The sequence below is a fragment of the Aeromonas sp. D3 genome, from assembly GCF_027705025.1.
Lineage (GTDB): Bacteria > Pseudomonadota > Gammaproteobacteria > Enterobacterales > Aeromonadaceae > Aeromonas > Aeromonas salmonicida.
The window spans coordinates 82,342-100,754 of the sequence record NZ_JAPDBE010000010.1 but is presented as its reverse complement, the minus strand read 5'-3'; the positions used below and the strand labels follow the sequence as shown (position 1 = coordinate 100,754).

General features: G+C 60.5%; 15 protein-coding genes and 1 other annotated feature. Of the genes, 3 read left to right on the top strand and 12 right to left on the bottom strand.

Annotation, left to right across the window (positions count from 1 at the left end):
- Positions 1 to 31: 31 nt before the first annotated feature.
- The 12 genes from hisIE to hisG all read right to left on the bottom strand — a co-directional run bounded on the left by hisIE (position 32) and on the right by hisG (position 14,928).
- Positions 32 to 667, bottom strand: a complete 636-nt coding sequence (hisIE, locus tag OKC28_RS08600) for a bifunctional phosphoribosyl-AMP cyclohydrolase/phosphoribosyl-ATP diphosphatase HisIE (RefSeq protein ID WP_256688301.1) — start codon at positions 665 to 667, stop codon at positions 32 to 34.
- Positions 660 to 1,433, bottom strand: coding sequence for an imidazole glycerol phosphate synthase subunit HisF (gene hisF, locus OKC28_RS08595; RefSeq protein WP_256688302.1), 774 nt, complete (start codon positions 1,431 to 1,433; stop codon positions 660 to 662). The genes hisIE and hisF overlap by 8 nt, the downstream gene beginning before the upstream one ends.
- Before the next feature lie 180 nt (positions 1,434 to 1,613).
- Positions 1,614 to 5,561, bottom strand: coding sequence for a PAS domain S-box protein (locus tag OKC28_RS08590; protein WP_256688303.1), 3,948 nt, complete (start codon positions 5,559 to 5,561; stop codon positions 1,614 to 1,616).
- On the bottom strand, positions 5,558 to 7,717 hold the full coding sequence (locus OKC28_RS08585) for a PAS domain-containing protein (protein WP_256688304.1): 2,160 nt from the start codon (positions 7,715 to 7,717) through the stop codon (positions 5,558 to 5,560). The genes OKC28_RS08590 and OKC28_RS08585 overlap by 4 nt, the downstream gene beginning before the upstream one ends.
- The gene (locus tag OKC28_RS08580; RefSeq protein ID WP_005311377.1) at positions 7,710 to 8,819 is read right to left on the bottom strand and encodes a response regulator; all 1,110 of its coding nucleotides are present in this window, start codon (positions 8,817 to 8,819) and stop codon (positions 7,710 to 7,712) included. Before OKC28_RS08580 ends, OKC28_RS08585 begins: the two co-directional genes overlap by 8 nt.
- A gap of 136 nt (positions 8,820 to 8,955) precedes the next feature.
- Positions 8,956 to 9,702, bottom strand: coding sequence for a 1-(5-phosphoribosyl)-5-[(5-phosphoribosylamino)methylideneamino]imidazole-4-carboxamide isomerase (gene hisA / locus OKC28_RS08575; RefSeq protein ID WP_021139330.1), 747 nt, complete (start codon positions 9,700 to 9,702; stop codon positions 8,956 to 8,958).
- A 5-nt stretch (positions 9,703 to 9,707) separates the two neighbouring features.
- On the bottom strand, positions 9,708 to 10,343 hold the full coding sequence (gene hisH, locus OKC28_RS08570) for an imidazole glycerol phosphate synthase subunit HisH (RefSeq protein WP_021139331.1): 636 nt from the start codon (positions 10,341 to 10,343) through the stop codon (positions 9,708 to 9,710).
- A gap of 82 nt (positions 10,344 to 10,425) precedes the next feature.
- A complete protein-coding gene (hisB, locus tag OKC28_RS08565; protein ID WP_021139332.1) occupies positions 10,426 to 11,535 on the bottom strand; it encodes a bifunctional histidinol-phosphatase/imidazoleglycerol-phosphate dehydratase HisB in 1,110 nt (369 codons plus the stop codon).
- 11 nt (positions 11,536 to 11,546) lie between these two features.
- Positions 11,547 to 12,614 carry a histidinol-phosphate transaminase gene (gene hisC, locus OKC28_RS08560; RefSeq protein ID WP_021139333.1) on the bottom strand — a complete coding sequence of 356 codons (1,068 nt, stop codon included), beginning with the start codon at positions 12,612 to 12,614 and terminating at the stop codon, positions 11,547 to 11,549.
- Positions 12,611 to 12,724, bottom strand: coding sequence for a histidinol dehydrogenase (locus tag OKC28_RS08555; protein ID WP_139039386.1), 114 nt, complete (start codon positions 12,722 to 12,724; stop codon positions 12,611 to 12,613). The genes hisC and OKC28_RS08555 overlap by 4 nt, the downstream gene beginning before the upstream one ends.
- Positions 12,721 to 14,019, bottom strand: a complete 1,299-nt coding sequence (gene hisD, locus OKC28_RS08550) for a histidinol dehydrogenase (RefSeq protein WP_059112004.1) — start codon at positions 14,017 to 14,019, stop codon at positions 12,721 to 12,723. The genes OKC28_RS08555 and hisD overlap by 4 nt, the downstream gene beginning before the upstream one ends.
- Positions 14,020 to 14,031: 12 nt before the next feature.
- Positions 14,032 to 14,928, bottom strand: coding sequence for an ATP phosphoribosyltransferase (gene hisG / locus OKC28_RS08545; protein WP_059112005.1), 897 nt, complete (start codon positions 14,926 to 14,928; stop codon positions 14,032 to 14,034).
- 25 nt (positions 14,929 to 14,953) lie between these two features.
- Positions 14,954 to 15,082, bottom strand: a sequence feature (His leader region).
- Between the two features lie 186 nt (positions 15,083 to 15,268).
- On the opposite strand from hisG, the gene OKC28_RS08540 reads away from it, so the two are divergent.
- The 3 genes from OKC28_RS08540 to tsaB all read left to right on the top strand — a co-directional run bounded on the left by OKC28_RS08540 (position 15,269) and on the right by tsaB (position 18,335).
- Entirely contained in the window at positions 15,269 to 15,511 is a 243-nt protein-coding gene (locus tag OKC28_RS08540; protein WP_021139335.1) for a hypothetical protein, read from the top strand.
- Positions 15,512 to 15,578: 67 nt separating this feature from the next.
- Complete coding sequence (locus OKC28_RS08535; protein WP_058394385.1) at positions 15,579 to 17,489, top strand: ATP-dependent DNA helicase; 1,911 nt, start codon at positions 15,579 to 15,581, stop codon at positions 17,487 to 17,489.
- Positions 17,490 to 17,621: 132 nt separating this feature from the next.
- Positions 17,622 to 18,335: a tRNA (adenosine(37)-N6)-threonylcarbamoyltransferase complex dimerization subunit type 1 TsaB gene (gene tsaB, locus OKC28_RS08530; protein ID WP_059112006.1), complete on the top strand. Its 714-nt coding sequence runs from the start codon at positions 17,622 to 17,624 to the stop codon at positions 18,333 to 18,335.
- The last annotated feature ends 78 nt before the right edge of the window (positions 18,336 to 18,413 follow it).

Here is an 18,413-nt window from a genome sequence, read left to right as displayed (position 1 = left end):
ATGGGCTTCACGCCCATCTATCAATATACATCTATTTATTATGCCGCTCATAAAGCCGCTGCACCACATCCTTCAAACCCAGTCCCTCGTTTTGCAGTAGCACGGTCAGGTGGTATAGCAGGTCGGCGGATTCGTTGATCAGCTCCTCCCGATCCTTGGCCATGGCGGCCAGTGCCACTTCAACACCTTCTTCACCCACCTTCTGGGCGATACGCTTGGTGCCTTTGGCGTACAGGCTGGCGGTGTAGCTGGTGGCCGGGTCGGCGCCCTTGCGCGATGCCAGGATCTGCTCAAGCTCCGCCAGGAAACCAAGGGGCGGCACAGGGTGACCGTCGAAGCAGGAGGGCGTGCCCAGATGGCAGGTGGGGCCGACCGGATTGGCGGCGATCAGCAGAGCGTCCTGATCGCAGTCGGTGCTGATGGCGACCAGCTTGAGCACATGGCCCGAGCTTTCGCCCTTGGTCCAGAGGCGCTGCTTGCTGCGGCTGAAGAAGGTGACCTGACCTGTGGTTTGGGTTTTTGCCAGCGCTTCGCGGGTCATGAAGCCCTGCATCAACACCTCGCCGCTGGCGGCATGCTGGACGATGGCAGGGATCATGCCATCACACTTTGCCCAGTCCAGGCGCTCAATCAGCGGTGCCTGGTTTACAACATCTTGATTACTCACGGATGGCGACTCCTTCATTTTTCAGCCAGCGTTTCAATTCGGGAATGGGGATAAGGCCCTTGTGGAACACGGAGGCAGCCAGGGCCCCGTCCACGTCTGCGAGGGTGAAGGCATCGCGAAAGTGTTCCATGGCTCCGGCGCCGCCGGAGGCGATGAGGGGCACCTTGCAGACGGCGCGGACCAGCTTGAGCTGTTCGAGGTCGTAGCCCTGACGCATGCCATCCTGGTTCATCACGTTCAGCACGATTTCACCGGCGCCGCGTTTTTGCGCCTCCTGCACCCAATCGAGAGTGTGCCAGGCCGTGGTGCGGGTGCGGCTCTCGTCACCGGTGAACTGCTTGACCTGATAGTGGCCAGTGTCGGCATCGAAGTAGGAGTCGATTCCCACCACCACACACTGCACGCCAAAGCGCTCCGCCAGACGGGTGATGAGGCTTGGATCCGCCAGGGCCGGTGAGTTGATGGAAACCTTGTCGGCGCCAAATTCCAGGATCTGGCGGGCATCGTCAACGCTTTTGATGCCACCGGCGACGCAGAAGGGGATGTCGATGACTTCCGCCACCCGGCTTACCCAGCTCTTGTCTACCACACGGGCATCGCTTGAGGCGGTGATGTCATAGAACACCAGCTCGTCGGCCCCTTCTTCTGCGTAGCGGCGGGCGAGCTCGACGATACCGCCTATCACTTCATGATTTCGAAATTGCACTCCCTTGACCACGACGCCATCTTTGACGTCCAGACAGGGGATAATACGCTTTGACAACATGCTCGTTGCTCCATGTAACGCACGGTTAAAAACATCGTTATTGCCGAATGACGCGGGCGTCAGACGGCCAATGAGTGAAGATCGTCGGCATGCTTCAACAGGTGGTGCCCAGCCGGGCGAAAACGTGGCCGCAAGGGAACGTGTTCGACAGGGGAACCAACACTATATGCATGACTTTATTCAGTGATTCAACCCTTTATCTTGATTCGTCGCCCCCTGATGCCGAGTTGATGCATCGGGGGCTACCGGTGAGTGCCCCTCTTCTGCTTGCAGGCTGCGGATGGTGATGAGGGCACCGTCAAAGTCGAACATTTTCAGCTGCCGCGCCAGCGTGTCCCCTTTGGGCCCAAGACTGATGAGCAGGGGGCCGGCATATTGTTCGAACAAGGGGATGGCAGCGGTGTCGCTTTGCAGCAGCAGGCCCTCAATCTGGCGCAGCAACTGCTGCTGCCAATGGCTGGTGAGGGGGGCTGGCATGGTTGCGGGGGCAGGATCTTCCTCCCCCAGTTGTTCGAGCAGGGTGGCAAGCACCTCGGTAATGGCGGACATCTGGTCGGTCAGCTTACTGCCATCTCCAGAGAGAGCTTGCTCCAGTTGCAGGCTCTGCTCTGCCAGACTCACCAATCCCAGTGTGCTGGCGACACCCCGCAGTGTGTGAGCCAGTCGGGTGGCACTGGTCTGATCGCCTGCTTGCAGATGGCTGGTCAGCAGTGCCATGTCCTGGCTGTGCTCGCTGGCGAAATGGCGCAACAGGGCGACGTATTTGGTCTGGTTGCCCTGCAGCGTGGCCAACCCCTGTTGTAGATCCAGTCCCGGCAGGTTTTGCAACCGGACGAGGGGGGCGATCAGGGTGTCGCTGGCCCGGCGCTGGTATTTGGGCTGTACGGGTGTGCTGGTGGGCAACCATTGTTGCAGCGCCTCGAACAGCTTGGCCGGGGTGACGGGTTTCGCGATGAAGTCGTTCATGCCCGCAGCCTTGCACGCCTTTCTGTCCTCTTCAAAGGCGCTGGCCGTCAGCGCCAGGATAGGCGTCTGCTCCCAACCCGGCAGGGTGCGGATGGCGCGAGTGGCAGTGTAGCCATCCATCAGCGGCATCTGTATGTCCATCAGGATGAGATCGAAGGGATGCTGACTGACTCTCTCCAGCGCTTCCTGGCCATTGACGGCAGTTTCGATGATGAGGCCGCTGTTGTTGAGCAGCTCCAGTACCACCTCGCGGTTGATGGCATTGTCCTCCACCAGCAGCACCCTGGCATGGTTGGAGAAAAAGAGCGCCTGCTGCACAGCCTGTTCGAGCTGTCCTGCTTGCTGCGGTTCGCCCTGGCCCAGTGAAAGCAGGGCGGTGAACCAGAAGCAGCTGCCTTTGCCCTGGGTGCTCTCCACGCCGACTTCTCCCCCCATCAGGGTGGCAAGCCGACTGGTGATTGCGAGGCCCAGCCCGGTGCCGCCGTATTTTCGGGTGGTAGAGGCGTCGGCCTGCTCAAAGGCCTGGAACAGTTTCTCGCGCTGCTCCGGGCTGATGCCGATACCCGTGTCTTCCACCTCGAAGCGCAGCAGATACCCATTGGAGAGTGGCCGTTCGACCCTTACCCGCAAGGTGACGGAGCCCTGCTCGGTGAACTTGATGGCGTTGGCCGCATAGTTGAGCAGTGCCTGACGCAGTCGGGTGATATCGCCATGGACCCAGGCGGGGGAATCCCCGATATCGACAATGATGGTGAGCCCCTTGGCGCGGGCCTGTTCGCTCATCAGGGCACTGACGTTGTCCAGCATGGCAGTGAGGGAGAAGTCGCCCTGCTCCAGTACCATCTTGCCCGCATCGATTTTGGAAAGGTCCAGAATGTCGTTGATGATGGTGAGCAGGTGCTGGGCGGCATTGTCGATCTTTTCCAACCGATCGTGCTGGGTGTGATCCGGTGTATCGCGCTTGAGCAGATAGGTCAGCCCCAGAATGGCATTCATGGGGGTGCGGATCTCGTGGCTCATGTTGGCGAGGAAGGCACTCTTGGCCCGGTTGGCGCTCTCCGCCCTTTGGTGGGCCTGGGCCAGTTGCAGGGTACGCTCGTTGACCATCTCCTCCAGGTGGTAGCGGTATTGATCCAGCTCCTCGCCGAGCTGCTTTTTCTCCGTGATATCGGCTTGTACCGTCACATAGTGGGTGACCTCGCCGTTCTCCTGACGGATGGGGGAGACGGTGGCCAGCACCTGGTAGTGTGAGCCATCCTTGCGCCGGTTGATGAACTCCCCATGCCAGCGCTGTCCCTGATGAATCGCATCCCACAGCGTGATGTAGGTGGCCTTGGGGGTGAGGCCCGAACGCAACAGGGTGGGGGTCTGGCCAATCACCTCGTGTTGCTGATACCCGCTGGCGGCGAGGAAGGCGACGTTGACGTATTCGATACGCCCCTGGATATCGGTGATGAAGACGCCGTCCGGGCTCTGTTCCAGTGCCAGTGACAGCTGGCGCAATTGCTGCTCTGCCTGCTTGCGCTCCGTGATGTCCAGATTGATGCCGAGCAGGCGCACCGGGCGCTGCTGGGCATCCCGATAGACGCTGCCCTTGCTCACCAGCCAGCGTACCTCGCCAGTGGGCAGCAAGATGCGAAACTCGATATCGAGCGGTGTGCCTGTGTGTGGCAGCTCGGACAGCAGCTGGTCGATGCGTGCCCTGTCGTCCGGGTGCAGGCAGCCTTGCCAGATGTGAAATTCGCAGAGTTGCTCCACGCTGCGGCCATAGAGGCGGGCACATTCGGGGGAGAAGAAGAGGCGGCCACTGAGTATGTCCCACTCCCAGATACCGACGTGGGCCCCTTCCTGGGCCATCAACAGGCGTTGCTCGCTGTCGCGCAAGGCAGTGCTGGTGGTTTCGGCGCGAATACGGGCGCTGATGGCATCGTCCATCAGATTCAGTGCCGCCAGCCGGGCGCGGCGCTGGGTATCGAGCGCCACCTGCTGATTGTGCAGCAGTTGCTGTTCGGCCAGCTTGCGCTCGGTGATGTCCTGCACAGTGCCATAGAGCTCGACGATGGCCCCACTGCTGTCGCGCAAGGCGGCGCCACGGGCGATGACCCAGACAGGGTCACCCTGTTCGTGGAGCACCTCCGCATCGCACTCGTAGGGCTGGCCGTTTTGCAGGCAATGCTCCACGGCCTGGGCGATGGCGCGCCACCCCTCCTGGGTAAAGTACTTTTTCACTTCGGGATAGACGGCAGGGGGCAAGCCCGGGTCACGGCCATAGATGCGGTAGATCTCCGGCGACCAGAAATGGCTGTTGTTGGCGATGTGCCAGCGCCAGTTGCCGATCTTGGCCAGGTGCTGGGATTCATGCAGTATCACCTCGTTGCGACGCAAGGCTGCCTCTGTCTCCTTGCGTTGCTGATTGTCCTCGATGATCGAGATGAAATAGTCGGGTTTGCCCTGGTCATCCCTGACCAGCGCCACGGTGAGGGTGATCCAGAGCACCTCACCATTCTTGCGCAGATAGCGTTTCTCCAGGGTGTAGTGAGGCCGTTCCCCTGCCAGCATCTGGGCAACGAAAGTTTGATCGATAAAGAGATCGTCCGGGTGCGTGATCTGCTGAAAGCTCATGCCCATCAACTCGTCAGCCTGATAACCCACCATGTCGCACAGTCGCTGGTTGACCCTTAACCAGTTGCCGTCGGGGGCGACCAGGGCGATGCCGACAGCCGCCTGCTCAAAGGTGGCCTGAAAGCGGGTTTCGCTCCGTTGCAGACGGGATTGAGTGCTCATCAATTCCTGCCAGCGTTGAACCTCCCGTGCGCGAGAGCGGTGCATGGCGGCGCTGAGCAGGCTGATGAGGATGCCGTTGGCGATCAGTATCCCCCACTGCACCAGATCCTGACCGGCGGCAATGGTCATTGAATGGATCGGGGGCAGTATGAAATAGGTGGTGACGAGCGTGCTGAGCAGGCCGGGCAGCAAGCCACCGAGCAGAGCGCAGACTATGATGGGCAGCATGAAGAGCACCAGCAGCGGCCGTTCGCCAAAGGCGATGGGCAGCTGTACCCGGATCTGCAACATGAGGATGGGCAGCAGAACGGCCAGCAGGCAAGCCCCCCATTGCTGCCATGGCTGGCGGATATGCAACAGCTGAGACCAGCTCATCATAGGAGTTCCTCCGGCGGAGTGGGGGCCTGAGGATAAGGCGGCTGTTGTCCCAGCTGGACCGACAGCGTATTGATCTGGTGCTTGAGGGCCAGCATGGCCAGCTCCCTGTCCACCATCACCTTGTTGAACCGTTCCAGCTCGTTGTTTTGCTGACGTAGCTCAGCGGCCTGACGGGTCAGGGCCTGTTCGACCTGTTCCCGCTCGGTGACGTCCAGCAACAGACCCAGTACTGCAGGCTTGCCGCGATAATCGACGCGCCGCCCGTACAGCTCTACCTCTATGTTCTGATGGTCATGGTGCAAGGCGGTGAAGCGAGTGTGTATCTCAGTGTCCTCTTCTTCGCTGCGCTGCAACTGTTCCGCGACCCTGGCGCTGTCTTTCGGGCTGGCCAGCCCATGCAGGGTGCCCACCTTCAGCAAGGTGGCGGTTGAGCTGTGGCCGAACAGACGGGCGAAGCCCGGGTTGATGTAACAGAGCTGGCCCTGCTGGATGATGTAGATGCCGGCGAGGGATTGCTCGACCAGAGCGCGAAACAGCCCTTCCCGTTCCCGCAATCCGGCTTCTGCCCGCTTGAAGTCCGTGATATCGCGGGAGATCCCGAAGATGCCGATCACCTGGCCGTCGTTGTCCTGCAAGGGTCCCTTGGTGGCGAGAAACACCCGTTCACCACAGGGCAGGGTCAGATGTTCTTCCTGGGTCTGCACCTTGTTATTGGCAATGACTTGCTGGCCCAGCTCCATCAGCATGCGTGCCTGATCAGGGGGGAAAATGGCCTGATCATCCTGGCCCAGCATCTCGGCGGCTGACTTGCCGACGAACTGGCTGGCGGCGCGGTTGAAGAGGATGTACTTGCCCTCCATGTCCTTGGCGAAGATGGCATCTTCCGAGCTGTCAGCAATGGCGGAGAGCAGTTGCAGCGCCTGCAGGCGGCCCGCCTGGGATAGCCGGATCTGCTCGGCCATATAGAGCTGGGTATGCTGGCGCAGCAATATGATGCCCGTATTGGCAATGAACAGCACCAGCAGGCCGATGAGCCCGATCCAGACGCTCTCCCTGAAGGCTGCCTGGTTGAGCTCCGCCTTGTCTATTTTGGCCAGCAGATACCAGTCGGTGCCCATGACGGTGTGTACGGTGCCAAAGACCTCGATACCGCGGTAATCCTTGCCAAAGAACACCTGCTGGTGACCTTCACGGGCGCCGCCATTGAGAAACTGGGCTGCCAGCAAAGTGCCGTTGCTGATGGGGATCTGCAGGGTGAGGGCCGTGGCGGGGCGGTAGCGCACGTCATTGAGAAACTGCACCTGATCACCCTGCTTGCGAAACAGCAGGGCTTCACCACTGCTGTCCGGGATCGGCCACTGCTTGAGAATATTGTTGAGCCAATTGCTTGAGGTGATCTGCAGCACTATGAAGGGGGAAGGGGCTCCTTTGATGGGCAGTGGGGCGATGAAGTCGAGTCTGGATTGACCCTGCTCATCGAGGTAGGGGCCCACTCGCATGACATGGCCTGCCTTTACCTTGGTAAAGGCATGACGCAGCCTTGAATTCAAGCTGCCCGCGCCAGATGTCTGCCATAGCGTTTTTCCTGCCGGGCTGAACAGGGTCGCTGCACTGAAGCCCCTGATGGAGATGAACTCGACCAGCTGGGCCATCAGCTGTTCACGGCCATTACTCTGGAGGGCGTCATCTCTCTGGCGATATAGCCCGGTGTAGAGGGTGTTTTCGGCCAGAAGATGAGTATCCCGTTCACGGGCCTTGAGCCATTCGGTGATGCGTTTGCTCTTGAGATCGGCAATCGCCTCGATCCGGGCCACCTCCTTGTCCTGGGTGTGGCTGATATTCTGGGCGATGGCCATGCCTGTCAGCGCCAGGATCAGACCGTTGATCAGGATAAAGGGCAGCAGTTGACGACGGGAGGGCGCTGCGGTGACCGTCGGCATGTCGATACGGCGGCGCAGCATGGTATAGAGCATGAGCGCCGTGATGAGGATAAACAGCCAGCCCTTGATGGTGCTGGCCAGCGCGAACTGGTTGGGTGTGCTGAACAGCCACTCCACCGCCTTGTCGGAGAGCAGGATCCACAGGCTCGCCACGGCAGCATAGGTGAGGACGATATTGAGAACATAGGCTCGGGTGAGTGGCGGCTGATCAGCCATGCGGAGCCTCGTTTTCATCCGTGTAGCGCTCGGCGATGGCAACGAACTGGTCGAAATGGTTGTCAAATGCCGTCACCACGTCCGGATCGAAATGCTGGCCTGTGCCACTGAGGATCAGGGCTCTCGCCTCGTCATAGGGCATGGCGGCCTTGTAAACCCGTACATTGATGAGGGCATCAAACACATCGGCCAACGCCATCAAGCGGGCCGAGAGAGGAATTTCATCACCACGCAGGCCGTCAGGATAGCCACTGCCATCCCACTTTTCGTGGTGCCAGTGGGCGATCTCCTTGGCCAGAGTGAGAAACGCCAGTGGTTGTTCTATATCCCGTTCGGCCTCCTCGATGGCATCGCTACCGAGTTTGGCGTGGGTACGCATGACCTCCCACTCCTCTACTGTCAGCTTGGCGGGCTTGAGCAGCACATGGTCGGGAATACCCACCTTGCCAATGTCGTGCAAGGGGGCGGAGCGGCTCAGCAGATCGATGTAGCGGGGGGTCAGGGTATCGATAAAGCGGGGGTGGCTGGCGAGGGCATTGGCCAGCAGTCGAACGTAGCCCTGGGTGCGCAAGATGTGATTGCCGGTTTCGGGATCCCGAATCTCCGCCAGGTGAGCAAGGGCGCGGATGGAAACCTGCTGGATCAGATCGTTCTCTGTCATCCGCCGCGCCACTTCGGCCTCCAGCGCCGTATTCTGGCTCTGCAGGCCGTCGCGGGCCTGTTTGGCCTCCAGCTGGGTGCGTACCCGTGCCTGAACAATGGCCGGCTTGATGGGCTTGGTAATGTAGTCGGCCGCTCCCAGAGACAGTCCGTACTCTTCACTCTGGCTGTCGGCGAGGGCGGTGAGCAGCACCACAGGGATGCGGCTGGTTTCAGGGTTTGTACGCAGCTGTTTGAGCACTTCATAACCATCCATGCCCGGCATCATCACATCCAGCAGAATGAGATCTGGCAGTGTCTTGCCAGTGGCAATCCGCAGGCACTTCTCTCCGCTTTGGGCTGCCAGCACCCGGTAGGTGGGCGAGAGCAGGTCGGTCAGCACCATCAAATTCTCGGGCGAGTCATCGACGATCAGTATGGTGGCGGCGTGAGATGTGAACATAAGTCCTCCATGACTTGTTTCAATCAGTCGAGTATAGAGTCAATTGTTACCGAGTAATAAGGACTTACCTCGACCTACCCCTTGATGGAGAGGCGTTTGTCCAACCTCTGTGCTGTCATGCCTGCTGGCCAGGCCGTCAGCCTTGCGTGCCATTGGCCCAGCAGGCGATGGCATCGCCCACCGAGAACTTGCCCTCCAGCAGGGCGCGACCGAGGATGATCCCCTTGACCCCTGTGCCCTTGAGCGCCTCTATATCCGCAATGCCACCGATACCGCCGGAGGCCTGGAAGCCCACGCTCGGGTAGCGGGCACAGAGATCCCGATAGAGCTCGACGTTGGTGCCGGAAAGGGTGCCGTCGCGGCTGATGTCGGTGCAGAGCACATGCTTGAGGCCGGCAGGGAGGAAACGCTCGATCAGCGCCTCTATGGTCACGCCGCTGTTCTCTTGCCAGCCTGCCACCGCGATATGGCGATTGCCTTGTGCATCGATATTGACGTCCAGCGCCAGCACTATCTGCTCGGGGCCATATTTTTCCATCCAGCTTGCTACCAGATCCGGGGACTTGACGGCGGTGGAGCCTATCACCACCCGGCTGGCACCTGCGGCCAATAGGTCTGCCACATCCTGCTCGGTGCGCACGCCGCCGCCGACCTGCACTGGCGCTTCGGTGGCTGACAGCAGTTGGGTCAGCAGGGGCAGCTGGCGCGCCTTGGCATCCTTGGCACCGTCCAGATCCACCAGATGGAGCTGCACCGCCCCCTGGGAGACATATTCGTCGAAGCGGGCCTGCGGGCTGCTGCTGTATTCGGTCTTCTGGTCGTAGTCCCCCTGATAGAGACGAACTACCTGACCGTTGATAAGGTCAATTGCGGGAATGATCATGCTAGTCATAGCTCCAGAAAATTTTGCAGCAAACGGGCACCGGCTGCGCCTGAGCGCTCCGGGTGGAATTGGGCGCCGAAGAAGTTGCTGTGCTCTGCAACCCCACCGACGATGGCGGTAAACGGCTGGCCGTAGTCGCAGGTCGCCAGCGTCGCTTCGGTTACCTCCAGCGCATAGGAGTGCACGAAGTAGAAGTAGCTGCCGCTCGGGATCCCCTTGAGCAGAGGATGGGTCTCGTCATGCTCAATCTGGTTCCAGCCCATATGGGGCAGGCGCAAATTGCCCACCTCCATCAGCCGGATCCTGCCAGGCACTATGCCAAGGCAGTCGATGAGCTGGCCTTCACTGCCATCAGTCATCATGCTCTCTTCGGAGGCTTCCGCCAGCATCTGCATGCCGAGGCAAAAGCCCAGCAGCGGCTGTGTGGCGGCGCGAATAAGGGGCACCAGCCCCCGTTCGTTGAGGTTCTTCATGGCGGCCACCGCCGTGCCGACGCCGGGCAGGATCAGCTTGTCAGCCTGCTCGATATCGGCCGCCTTGCTGGATACCAGCGGCTGCACGCCGAGGCGCTCGAACGCCATTCTGACCGAGGCCAGATTCGCGCAGCCGGTGTCGATGATGACCAGTTTCTGATTGTTCATCGTGCCTTACCTATGTCGATTGGCGAGACTTGCACCATCACGGCTGTGCCGATAATGACCCGCTTCTGCTTGCTCATATCCATCACAATACCCCTTTGCTGGAGGGGAGTTCACTCCCTTCCACCCGGATGGCCTGACGCAGGGCGCGGCCAAAGCCCTTGAACAGTGCTTCCACCTGGTGGTGGGTGTTGCCGCTGCCCACCTTCATCTGCAGGGTGATGGCCATGGCATCCGACAAGGAGCGGAAGAAGTGGGGCACCATTTCGGTGGCCATTTCGCCCACGCTGTCGCGGCCAAAGCCGCTCGGGCAGACAAACACGAAGTAGGGGCGACCGCTGAGATCCAGTGCCGTACTCACCTCCTGCTCGGTGAGGGGACGTGCGTCGATCACCGCCTGCACCTCGTCCATCGCCAGCACGAAGCCGAAACGGCCTATGCCGCGCTTGTTGCCAAGGGCCTGGCGCATGGCCTGACCCAGCGCCAGTCCCACATCTTCCACCGTGTGGTGATCGTCGATGTGCAGATCACCGCTGACGTTCAGCTTGAGCCTGAAACCGGCGTGGGTCGCTATCTGATCCAGCATGTGATCAAAAAAGCCGATGCCGGTGGCGATCTGGTTGCCGCCACTTTTATCCAAATCAACGGCTACCTGGATGCGGGTCTCCTTGGTGTAGCGTTCAACTTCGGCCACGCGCCCCTTGGATAGCAGCTGATCACGAATGGTGAGCCAGTTGTGATCCTGCGGGTGGTAGCGAATGCCGCCAATGCCCATGTTCTCGGCAAGCTGCAGATCGGTCTGGCGATCGCCAATCACGAAGGAGTTGGCAAAATCGATGCGACCCGAGGCGAGATACTCCTTCACCAGCCCGAGGTGGGGCTTGCGGCAGCTGCAGCCGTCAGTGGGGAAGTGCGGGCAGATCAGCACCTGCTCCCAGTTCACCCCTTGGGATTCAAAGAGATGCATCATCAGGTCGTGAGGGGGCTGGAAGTTCTCCAGCGGCAGGCTGGCGGTGCCCAGTCCATCCTGGTTGGTCACCATCACCAGCACGTAACCGGCAGCCTGCAGCTCGCGCAGTACTGGTATCACCATGGGCTCGAAGCGCAGCTTGGCGAGGCTGTCCACCTGCTTGTCGGTCACCGGCTCCTCGATCAGGGTGCCGTCGCGGTCGATAAACAAAAACGGGGTCTTCATAAATTACATCCTTATAAACTGACTGGCTGATCACGCAGGACTGCAAGCACGGCATCCATTTCGTTCTGATAGCCGATGGTAATGCGAATGCTGTTTTCAAGGCCCGGTTTGGTGGAAAAATCCCGCAATATGATGCCGGCAGCTTTCATGGCGGCAAACACGGCCGCGCTGTCAACGAAGCGCACCAGAATGAAGTTGCCCTTGTCCTCGAATACTTCTCTCACACAAGGCAGCGCTGTCAGCGCTGTCTTGATAAGCGCCTTCTGCTTGTTGAGCTCGGCGACCCGCTCCTGCATCAGCTCCAGCCCCATGGGGGAGAGCGCCTGCGCCGCTATCTGGGCGATGGGATCCGGGATGGGATAGGGGGCAATCACCTTGGCCAGCATGGCGATCACTTCGGGGCTTGCCAGCGTAAAGCCGCAGCGGATCCCGGCCAGGGCAAAGGCCTTGGAGAGGGTGCGAGTCACCACCAGATTGGGGAAGCGGGCCAGCAAGTCCACCACGGACGCCTTGGGGCAAAATTCGATGTAGGCCTCATCCACCACGATAATGGCGCGATTGCGTGCTTTCTCCAGCAGGGTGATGAGGCCGTCTCGGCCCACCAGATCCCCTGTGGGGTTGTTGGGGGAGCATAGGAACACCAGCTTCACATCAGACAGACGGTCAGCGATGGCGGGCCAGTCCGGCTGACGGCAGGCGGTAAGCGGCTGCTCGACTATGCCAACGCCACAGGTCTCGGCACTGATGGCGTACATGCCGTAGGTAGGCGGGCAGATGAGGATCTGATCTTCACCTGCTTCACAGAAGGTGCGGATCAGAAGCTCGATGGCCTCGTCGGCGCCACGGCTGACCAGCACCTGGTCGGGGTTGACCCCCGCATAGGCGGCGTAGCCGTTGACTACCTCGGCCGGTTGGCACTCGGGATAGCGGTTGAGACGATTTCCCTCGATGGTGAAGGGATAGGCCTGCGGCGCCTCGTTGGCATTGAGCCAGACATGGCCCTTGCCGCCGATGCGGCGAGCTGATTGATAGGGGGTGAGGGCCCGCACCACGCGGCGCGCCAGATTGGCGATGCTCATGACAAATCCTTCTGCTGTGCTTTTTGCTGTAAATCGACGGAAAGTGCGTTCAACCTGAGGGTGACGGCGTTTTTGTGGGCATCGAGCCCCCTTGGTGCGGTGTTATTCATGTCCGCTCCTTTTGCAGTGCATTCAATCTCAGCGTCACGGCATTTTTGTGTCCATCGAGCCCCTCGGCCTGAGCAATGCGCTCGACGATAGGGCCAAGGCCCTGAATACCGCGCTCACTCAGCTCCTGCACCGTGTAGCGGCGCTGATAATCGGCGAGGCCAAGGCTGGAGCAGGTGCGGGCATAGCCGTAGGTGGGCAGGGTGTGGTTGGTGCCGCTGGCATAATCCCCCACCGACTCCGGCGTCCATTGGCCCAGAAAGATGGAACCGGCGTTCTCGAGCTGGTCCAGCAGCTCGCGGGGTGCTTGGGTCTGCACGATCAGGTGCTCCGGGGCGTAGGCATTGGAGATGGCGCAGGCCTCATCCAGTGTGTCGCAAAGGATCACCAGGCTTGAACCCAGCGCCTTGGCGGCGATCTCGCGGCGGCTGAGTTGGGCCAACTGGCGCTTGATCTCGCCCGCAATAGCATCGGCCAGCAGCGGCGATGTGGTGACCAGCACCACCTGGCTGTCGGGGCCGTGCTCGGCCTGAGAAAGTAAATCTGCCGCCACGAAGGCGGGGTTGGCGCTCTCGTCGGCAATCACCAGCACCTCGGAGGGGCCGGCGGGCATATCGATGGCGGCACCGCGCCAGTCGCGGGAAACCTGCCCCTTGGCCTCGGTCACGTAGGCGTTGCCCGGGCCGAAGATCTTGTCCACCTTGGGGATCGTCTGCGTGCCATAAGCCATGGCGGCGATGGCCTGAGCACCGCCGATGGCGAATACCTTCTCGACCCCGCAGGCGCGGGCGGCAAACAGTATCTCGTCGCTGGCGGGGGACGGGGTGCAGAGCACCACTTCACGGCAACCGGCCAGGCCTGCCGGAATGGCCAGCATCATGACGGTGGAGGGGAGTGGCGCGCTGCCCCCAGGCACATAGAGACCGACCCGGCTGATGGGTTGGGTGCGCAGCTCGCACACCACCCCGGGTTGGGTCTCTACCCGCACCACTGGTTGTGCTTGCGCTGCATGGAAGGTGCGAATATTGGCAATGGCAGCCTTGATGGCGTCTTTGATGTCGTCATCCAGACGCCCGCAGGCGGCCTCGATTTCGGTCTCGCTGACCCGCAGCTGTTCACGGGGGGCGCGCTCGAAGCGCAGGCTCAGCTCGCGCAGGGCCTCGTCGCCACGGCTGCGGACGGCTGCGATGATCTCCTTTACCACTGCGCCGATATCGGCCTCGTCATTGAGGGCAGGGCGGGTCAGCACGTCGGCCTGCTGGGCAGGGGAGAGGGTTTTCCAGATCAGGGTCTGCATGATGTCCCTTCCTTATTCCATCATTTTTTCGATGGGCAGCACCAGAATGGAGCTGGCACCCAGGGCCTTGAGCTGCTCCATGGTCTCCCAGAACAGGGTCTCGCTGGATACCACGTGCAGGGCCACCTGATTGGTGTCACCGGCCAGCTGCATTATGGTGGGGCGCTCGGCGCCCGGCAGCAGATCCGTGATGGCATCGAGCTTGTCTTTCGGGGCGTGCAGCATGATGTACTTGCTCTCGCGGGCCTGCTGCATCCCCTGGATGCGGGGCAGCAACTTGTCGATGAGCTTCTGTTGGGCCTCATTCAAGGGGTTGGGGGCCTGCACCAACACCGCCTTGGAGCGGTAGATCACCTCCACCTCTTTGAGACCATTGGCTTCCAGTGTGGCACCGGTGGAGACCAGATCGCAGATGGCATCGGCCAGACCCGCGCGCGGCGCCACTTCCACCGAGCCGCCCAGCATGACGCTCTTGAAATTGAGCCCTTTCTCGTCGAAGAAGCGTTTGAGCAGACCCGGGTAAGAGGTGGCAATGCGTTTGCCTGCCAGACTTTCGGGCCCTGTGTAGGCCACATCGTCCGGTACTGCCAGCGACAGACGGCAACCCCCGAAATCCAGCTGCTTGAGGGTTTTCACTTGTGCAGGCAGTCCCTGGGAGGCGCGAATGAGCTGCGCTTCCTCCAGCACGTTTTCACCTATGATGCCAAGGTCGACCACCCCTTCCATCACCAGACCGGGGATGTCGTCATCACGCACCCGCAATATGTCGATGGGCATGTTTTCCACATGGGCAATGAGGCGCTGCTCCCGCAGGTTTATCTTGAGGCCGCAGCTCTTGAACAGGGCTTGGGAGTCCTGGCTTAGACGACCGGACTTTTGCATGGCGATACGCAGGCGTTGTGTTTCCATTTGCTCGATTTCCTTCTAGTCAAAAACGAAAAAACCCTCGGAAGTATGTGCTTCCGAGGGTTTATGAATCTTGCGGTCCTTTTGGAAGTCACCAGTTAAGTGTCTTCCAGCAGTCAACCTCCTGAAAGACTAGTCGGGATGATGATGGTGGTGATGAGTCTTCAGCAGGGTGAACTTCATGTAATCAATCCTTTACAAAGAAGATGTCGTAGTTGACGCCCGATTTAAACTACCTTCCTTGACAGAAAAAGCAACCCGAAATTGTGATTTCATCGATTAAAGTGAAGAAAACGGTTTTCTGGTCGATAACTAGACAAGATGCCCCAGAGGAGTCGAGATCATGCCAAGCCAGGACCTGTTATTCCCCATTTTGCCCAGAGCGCCTGCTGCCCCGAATCCTGACGACATCAAGCGGGAAGTGACCCAGATCAGCAAGAAACACCAGTTGCGCAAGACCAGTACGGACAACGGCGAATCCCAGCAGCGCCAGCAAGCGTATCCCAATGCCAAGCGTGATCAGCCAAAGGTTGAAGAGGATGATCACAAGCCGGACCCCGACCATCAGATCGATCTCTTCGTCTGAACGCATTATCAGTCCCGCTTTCGCCACGCTTTTGGCATAATGCCCGCTTTTGCAGCGGGACGCCCCTTTGACCATCCAGACCCTGTTCAAGCCAGATGGCCCTCTGGCCAGCCACATCGACGGCTTTGTTGCCCGCGCCCCGCAGCTGGCCATGGCCGAGGCTGTTTCCAGCGCCATCAAGAGTGGTGGCCGCCTGCTGGTGGAGGCGGGCACGGGCACCGGCAAGACTTACGCCTATCTGGTGCCTGCGCTGGAATCCGGCAAGCGGGTGGTGATCAGCACCGGATCCAAGAACCTGCAAGAGCAACTCTTCTACCGGGATCTCCCGACCATTACTGGCGCGCTCTCCTACACTCCGCCAGTGGCCCTGCTCAAGGGGCGCAGCAACTATCTGTGCATAGAGCGGATGAACCGGCTCTTGAGCGAATCCCATCTGCAAAAGCCTGACATCCTCAATGACCTGGTGAAGGTCAAATCCTGGTCTACTGCCACCGACAATGGCGATGTGGGCGACATTCCGGGATTGCAGGAGAACGCCGAGATCCTCGCCCACGTCACCAGCACCAACGACAACTGCCTCGGCCGCGACTGCCCCTATTACGACGACTGCCATTTGGTGGTGGCCCGTCGCCGCGCCATGGATGCCCAGGTAGTGGTGATCAATCATCACCTCTTCTTCGCCGATATGGCGGTGAAAGACACGGGATTTGGCGAGTTGGTGCCCGAAGCACAGGTGTATGTGTTCGACGAAGCGCACCAGCTGCCGGAGATCGCCACCAACTACTTCGGCAAGTCGGTGGGCAGCCGCACCATCCAGGATCTGGCGCAGGATATGCAGCTGGCCTATCGGGCCGAGGCTCACGACATGGGGCAGCTTGGCAAGGCGGCGGACCGGCTCTCCATCGCCAGTCAGGATTTGCGTCTTGCCTTCGGGGTAGATGGCGGGCGCGGCAATACCCGCGACATGTTGCGCCATCCGCTCTGGGCCCAGGCACTGGCCCGCCTCAATGATGCCCTCGGGCTCTGTTACGAGGTGCTTAAACTGGCGCTGGGGCGTGGTGAGCAGCTGGATCATGCCTTCGAGCGGATCTGTGAACTGCGCACCCGCTTGGGGGAGGTGCTGGCTATCAACCAGACCGGTTTCTCCTACTGGTATGACTGCTCGCGGCTTCACTTTTCCCTCAATATCACCCCGCTGTCGGTGGCAGAGCGGTTTGGCGCCGAGGTGCTGCGTCCCGAGGTGGCCTGGATCTTTACCTCTGCCACCTTGACGGTGGATATGCGCTTCGATCACTTCAAAGCCGAGCTGGGACTGGCCGGCAGCGCCGAGCTTATTCTCGACAGCCCGTTTGACTACGCCGAGCAGGCGCGGCTGTGTGTGCCCCGTTTTCTGCCCGAGCCCAATGCCTTCGGGCGGGGCGAACAGCTGGCCCAGTTGATGATCCCCCTTATCAACAAGACGCCGGGGGGCTGTTTTTTCCTTTGCACCAGCCATCAGGTGATGCGTCAGGTGGCCGAGGTGCTGCGCCGTGAAATTGGCCGCACCGTCTTGCTGCAGGGGGAGGATAACAAGCAGCGACTGCTCAAGGAGTTCGTGGAGAATGGCCGCGCCGTGCTGGTGGCCACCAGCAGTTTCTGGGAGGGGATAGACGTGCGAGGGGCTGCGTTGTCGTGTGTTATCATCGACAAGCTGCCGTTTGCCAGTCCGGATGATCCCTTGCTCAAGGCGCGGGTCGATGACTGCAAGCTCAAAGGGGGCGATCCCTTCGCCGATATACAGCTGCCCAAGGCGGTGATTGCCTTGAAACAGGGGGTCGGGCGGCTCATTCGTGATCGCAGTGATCACGGCGTGCTGGTCATCTGTGATCCACGCATGGTCAACAAACCCTACGGCGCCACCTTTATCAAGAGTTTGCCAGCCATTCCCCGTACGCGGGCGTTGGGGACGCTGGGTAATTTCTTCGATCGCTGTGAGTGAGCCTGCCGGTGCACCTTCTTCAGCCTGCCCTGAATGGATTGCGCTGAAAAAATACCTTGATTTGAACAGCCAGTGAGTTCGTCCTGGACTTGCCGGTTATGTAATTGACTGATGTTATAGAGATTGGAAAGCATGAACGAGTTGAAGATCCTGGCCGTTGATACCGCCACCGAAGCCTGCTCCGCCGCCTTGCTGGTGGGCGACACGCTGTTCTCCCGCTGGGAAGAGGCGCCGCGGGATCACACCCGTAAAATTTTGCCCATGGTTCAGGCTGTGTTGGACGATGCCGGGATAACCCTGGGCGAGCTTGATGCCATCGCCTTCGGCCGTGGCCCGGGTTCCTTTACCGGCGTGCGGATCGGGATCAGCGTGGCCCAGGGGCTGGCGTTCGGCGTTGGCGTGCCGCTCATCGGCATCTCCACACTGGCTGCCATGGCGCAGGGTGCTCGCCGGCTGGAGGGCGCCGAGCGGGTGTTGACCGCCATCGATGCGCGCATGGGGGAGGTTTACTTCGGTCAATACGAGCTGAAGGATGGCCGCATGCAGCTGGTAGGTGACGAAGTGGTGAGCGATCCGCTCACTCTGGTGGCTGATCGTACGCTGGCACATGGCAAGTTGGCTGGCAGCTGGAGCCGGGTTGGTACCGGTTTTGAAACTTATGGCGAAGCCCTTGCTGATCTTGCTGCAGAGCTGGCGGTGAGCCAGGTGCGCTTCCCGGCCGCGGTTGACATGCTGCCGCTGGCACGCGCCGCCTGGCTGGCGGGGGAGGCGGTGCCGGTGGAGCAGGCCACGCCTGTCTATTTGCGAGACAAGGTGACCTGGAAAAAACTGCCGGGCCGCGAATAACGGCGAAGAGCCGTGGCATTGATGGTGCTCTTGCTGCATACCCACAGGGCTGGTAACGCGCCCGGTATCTGTATCCCA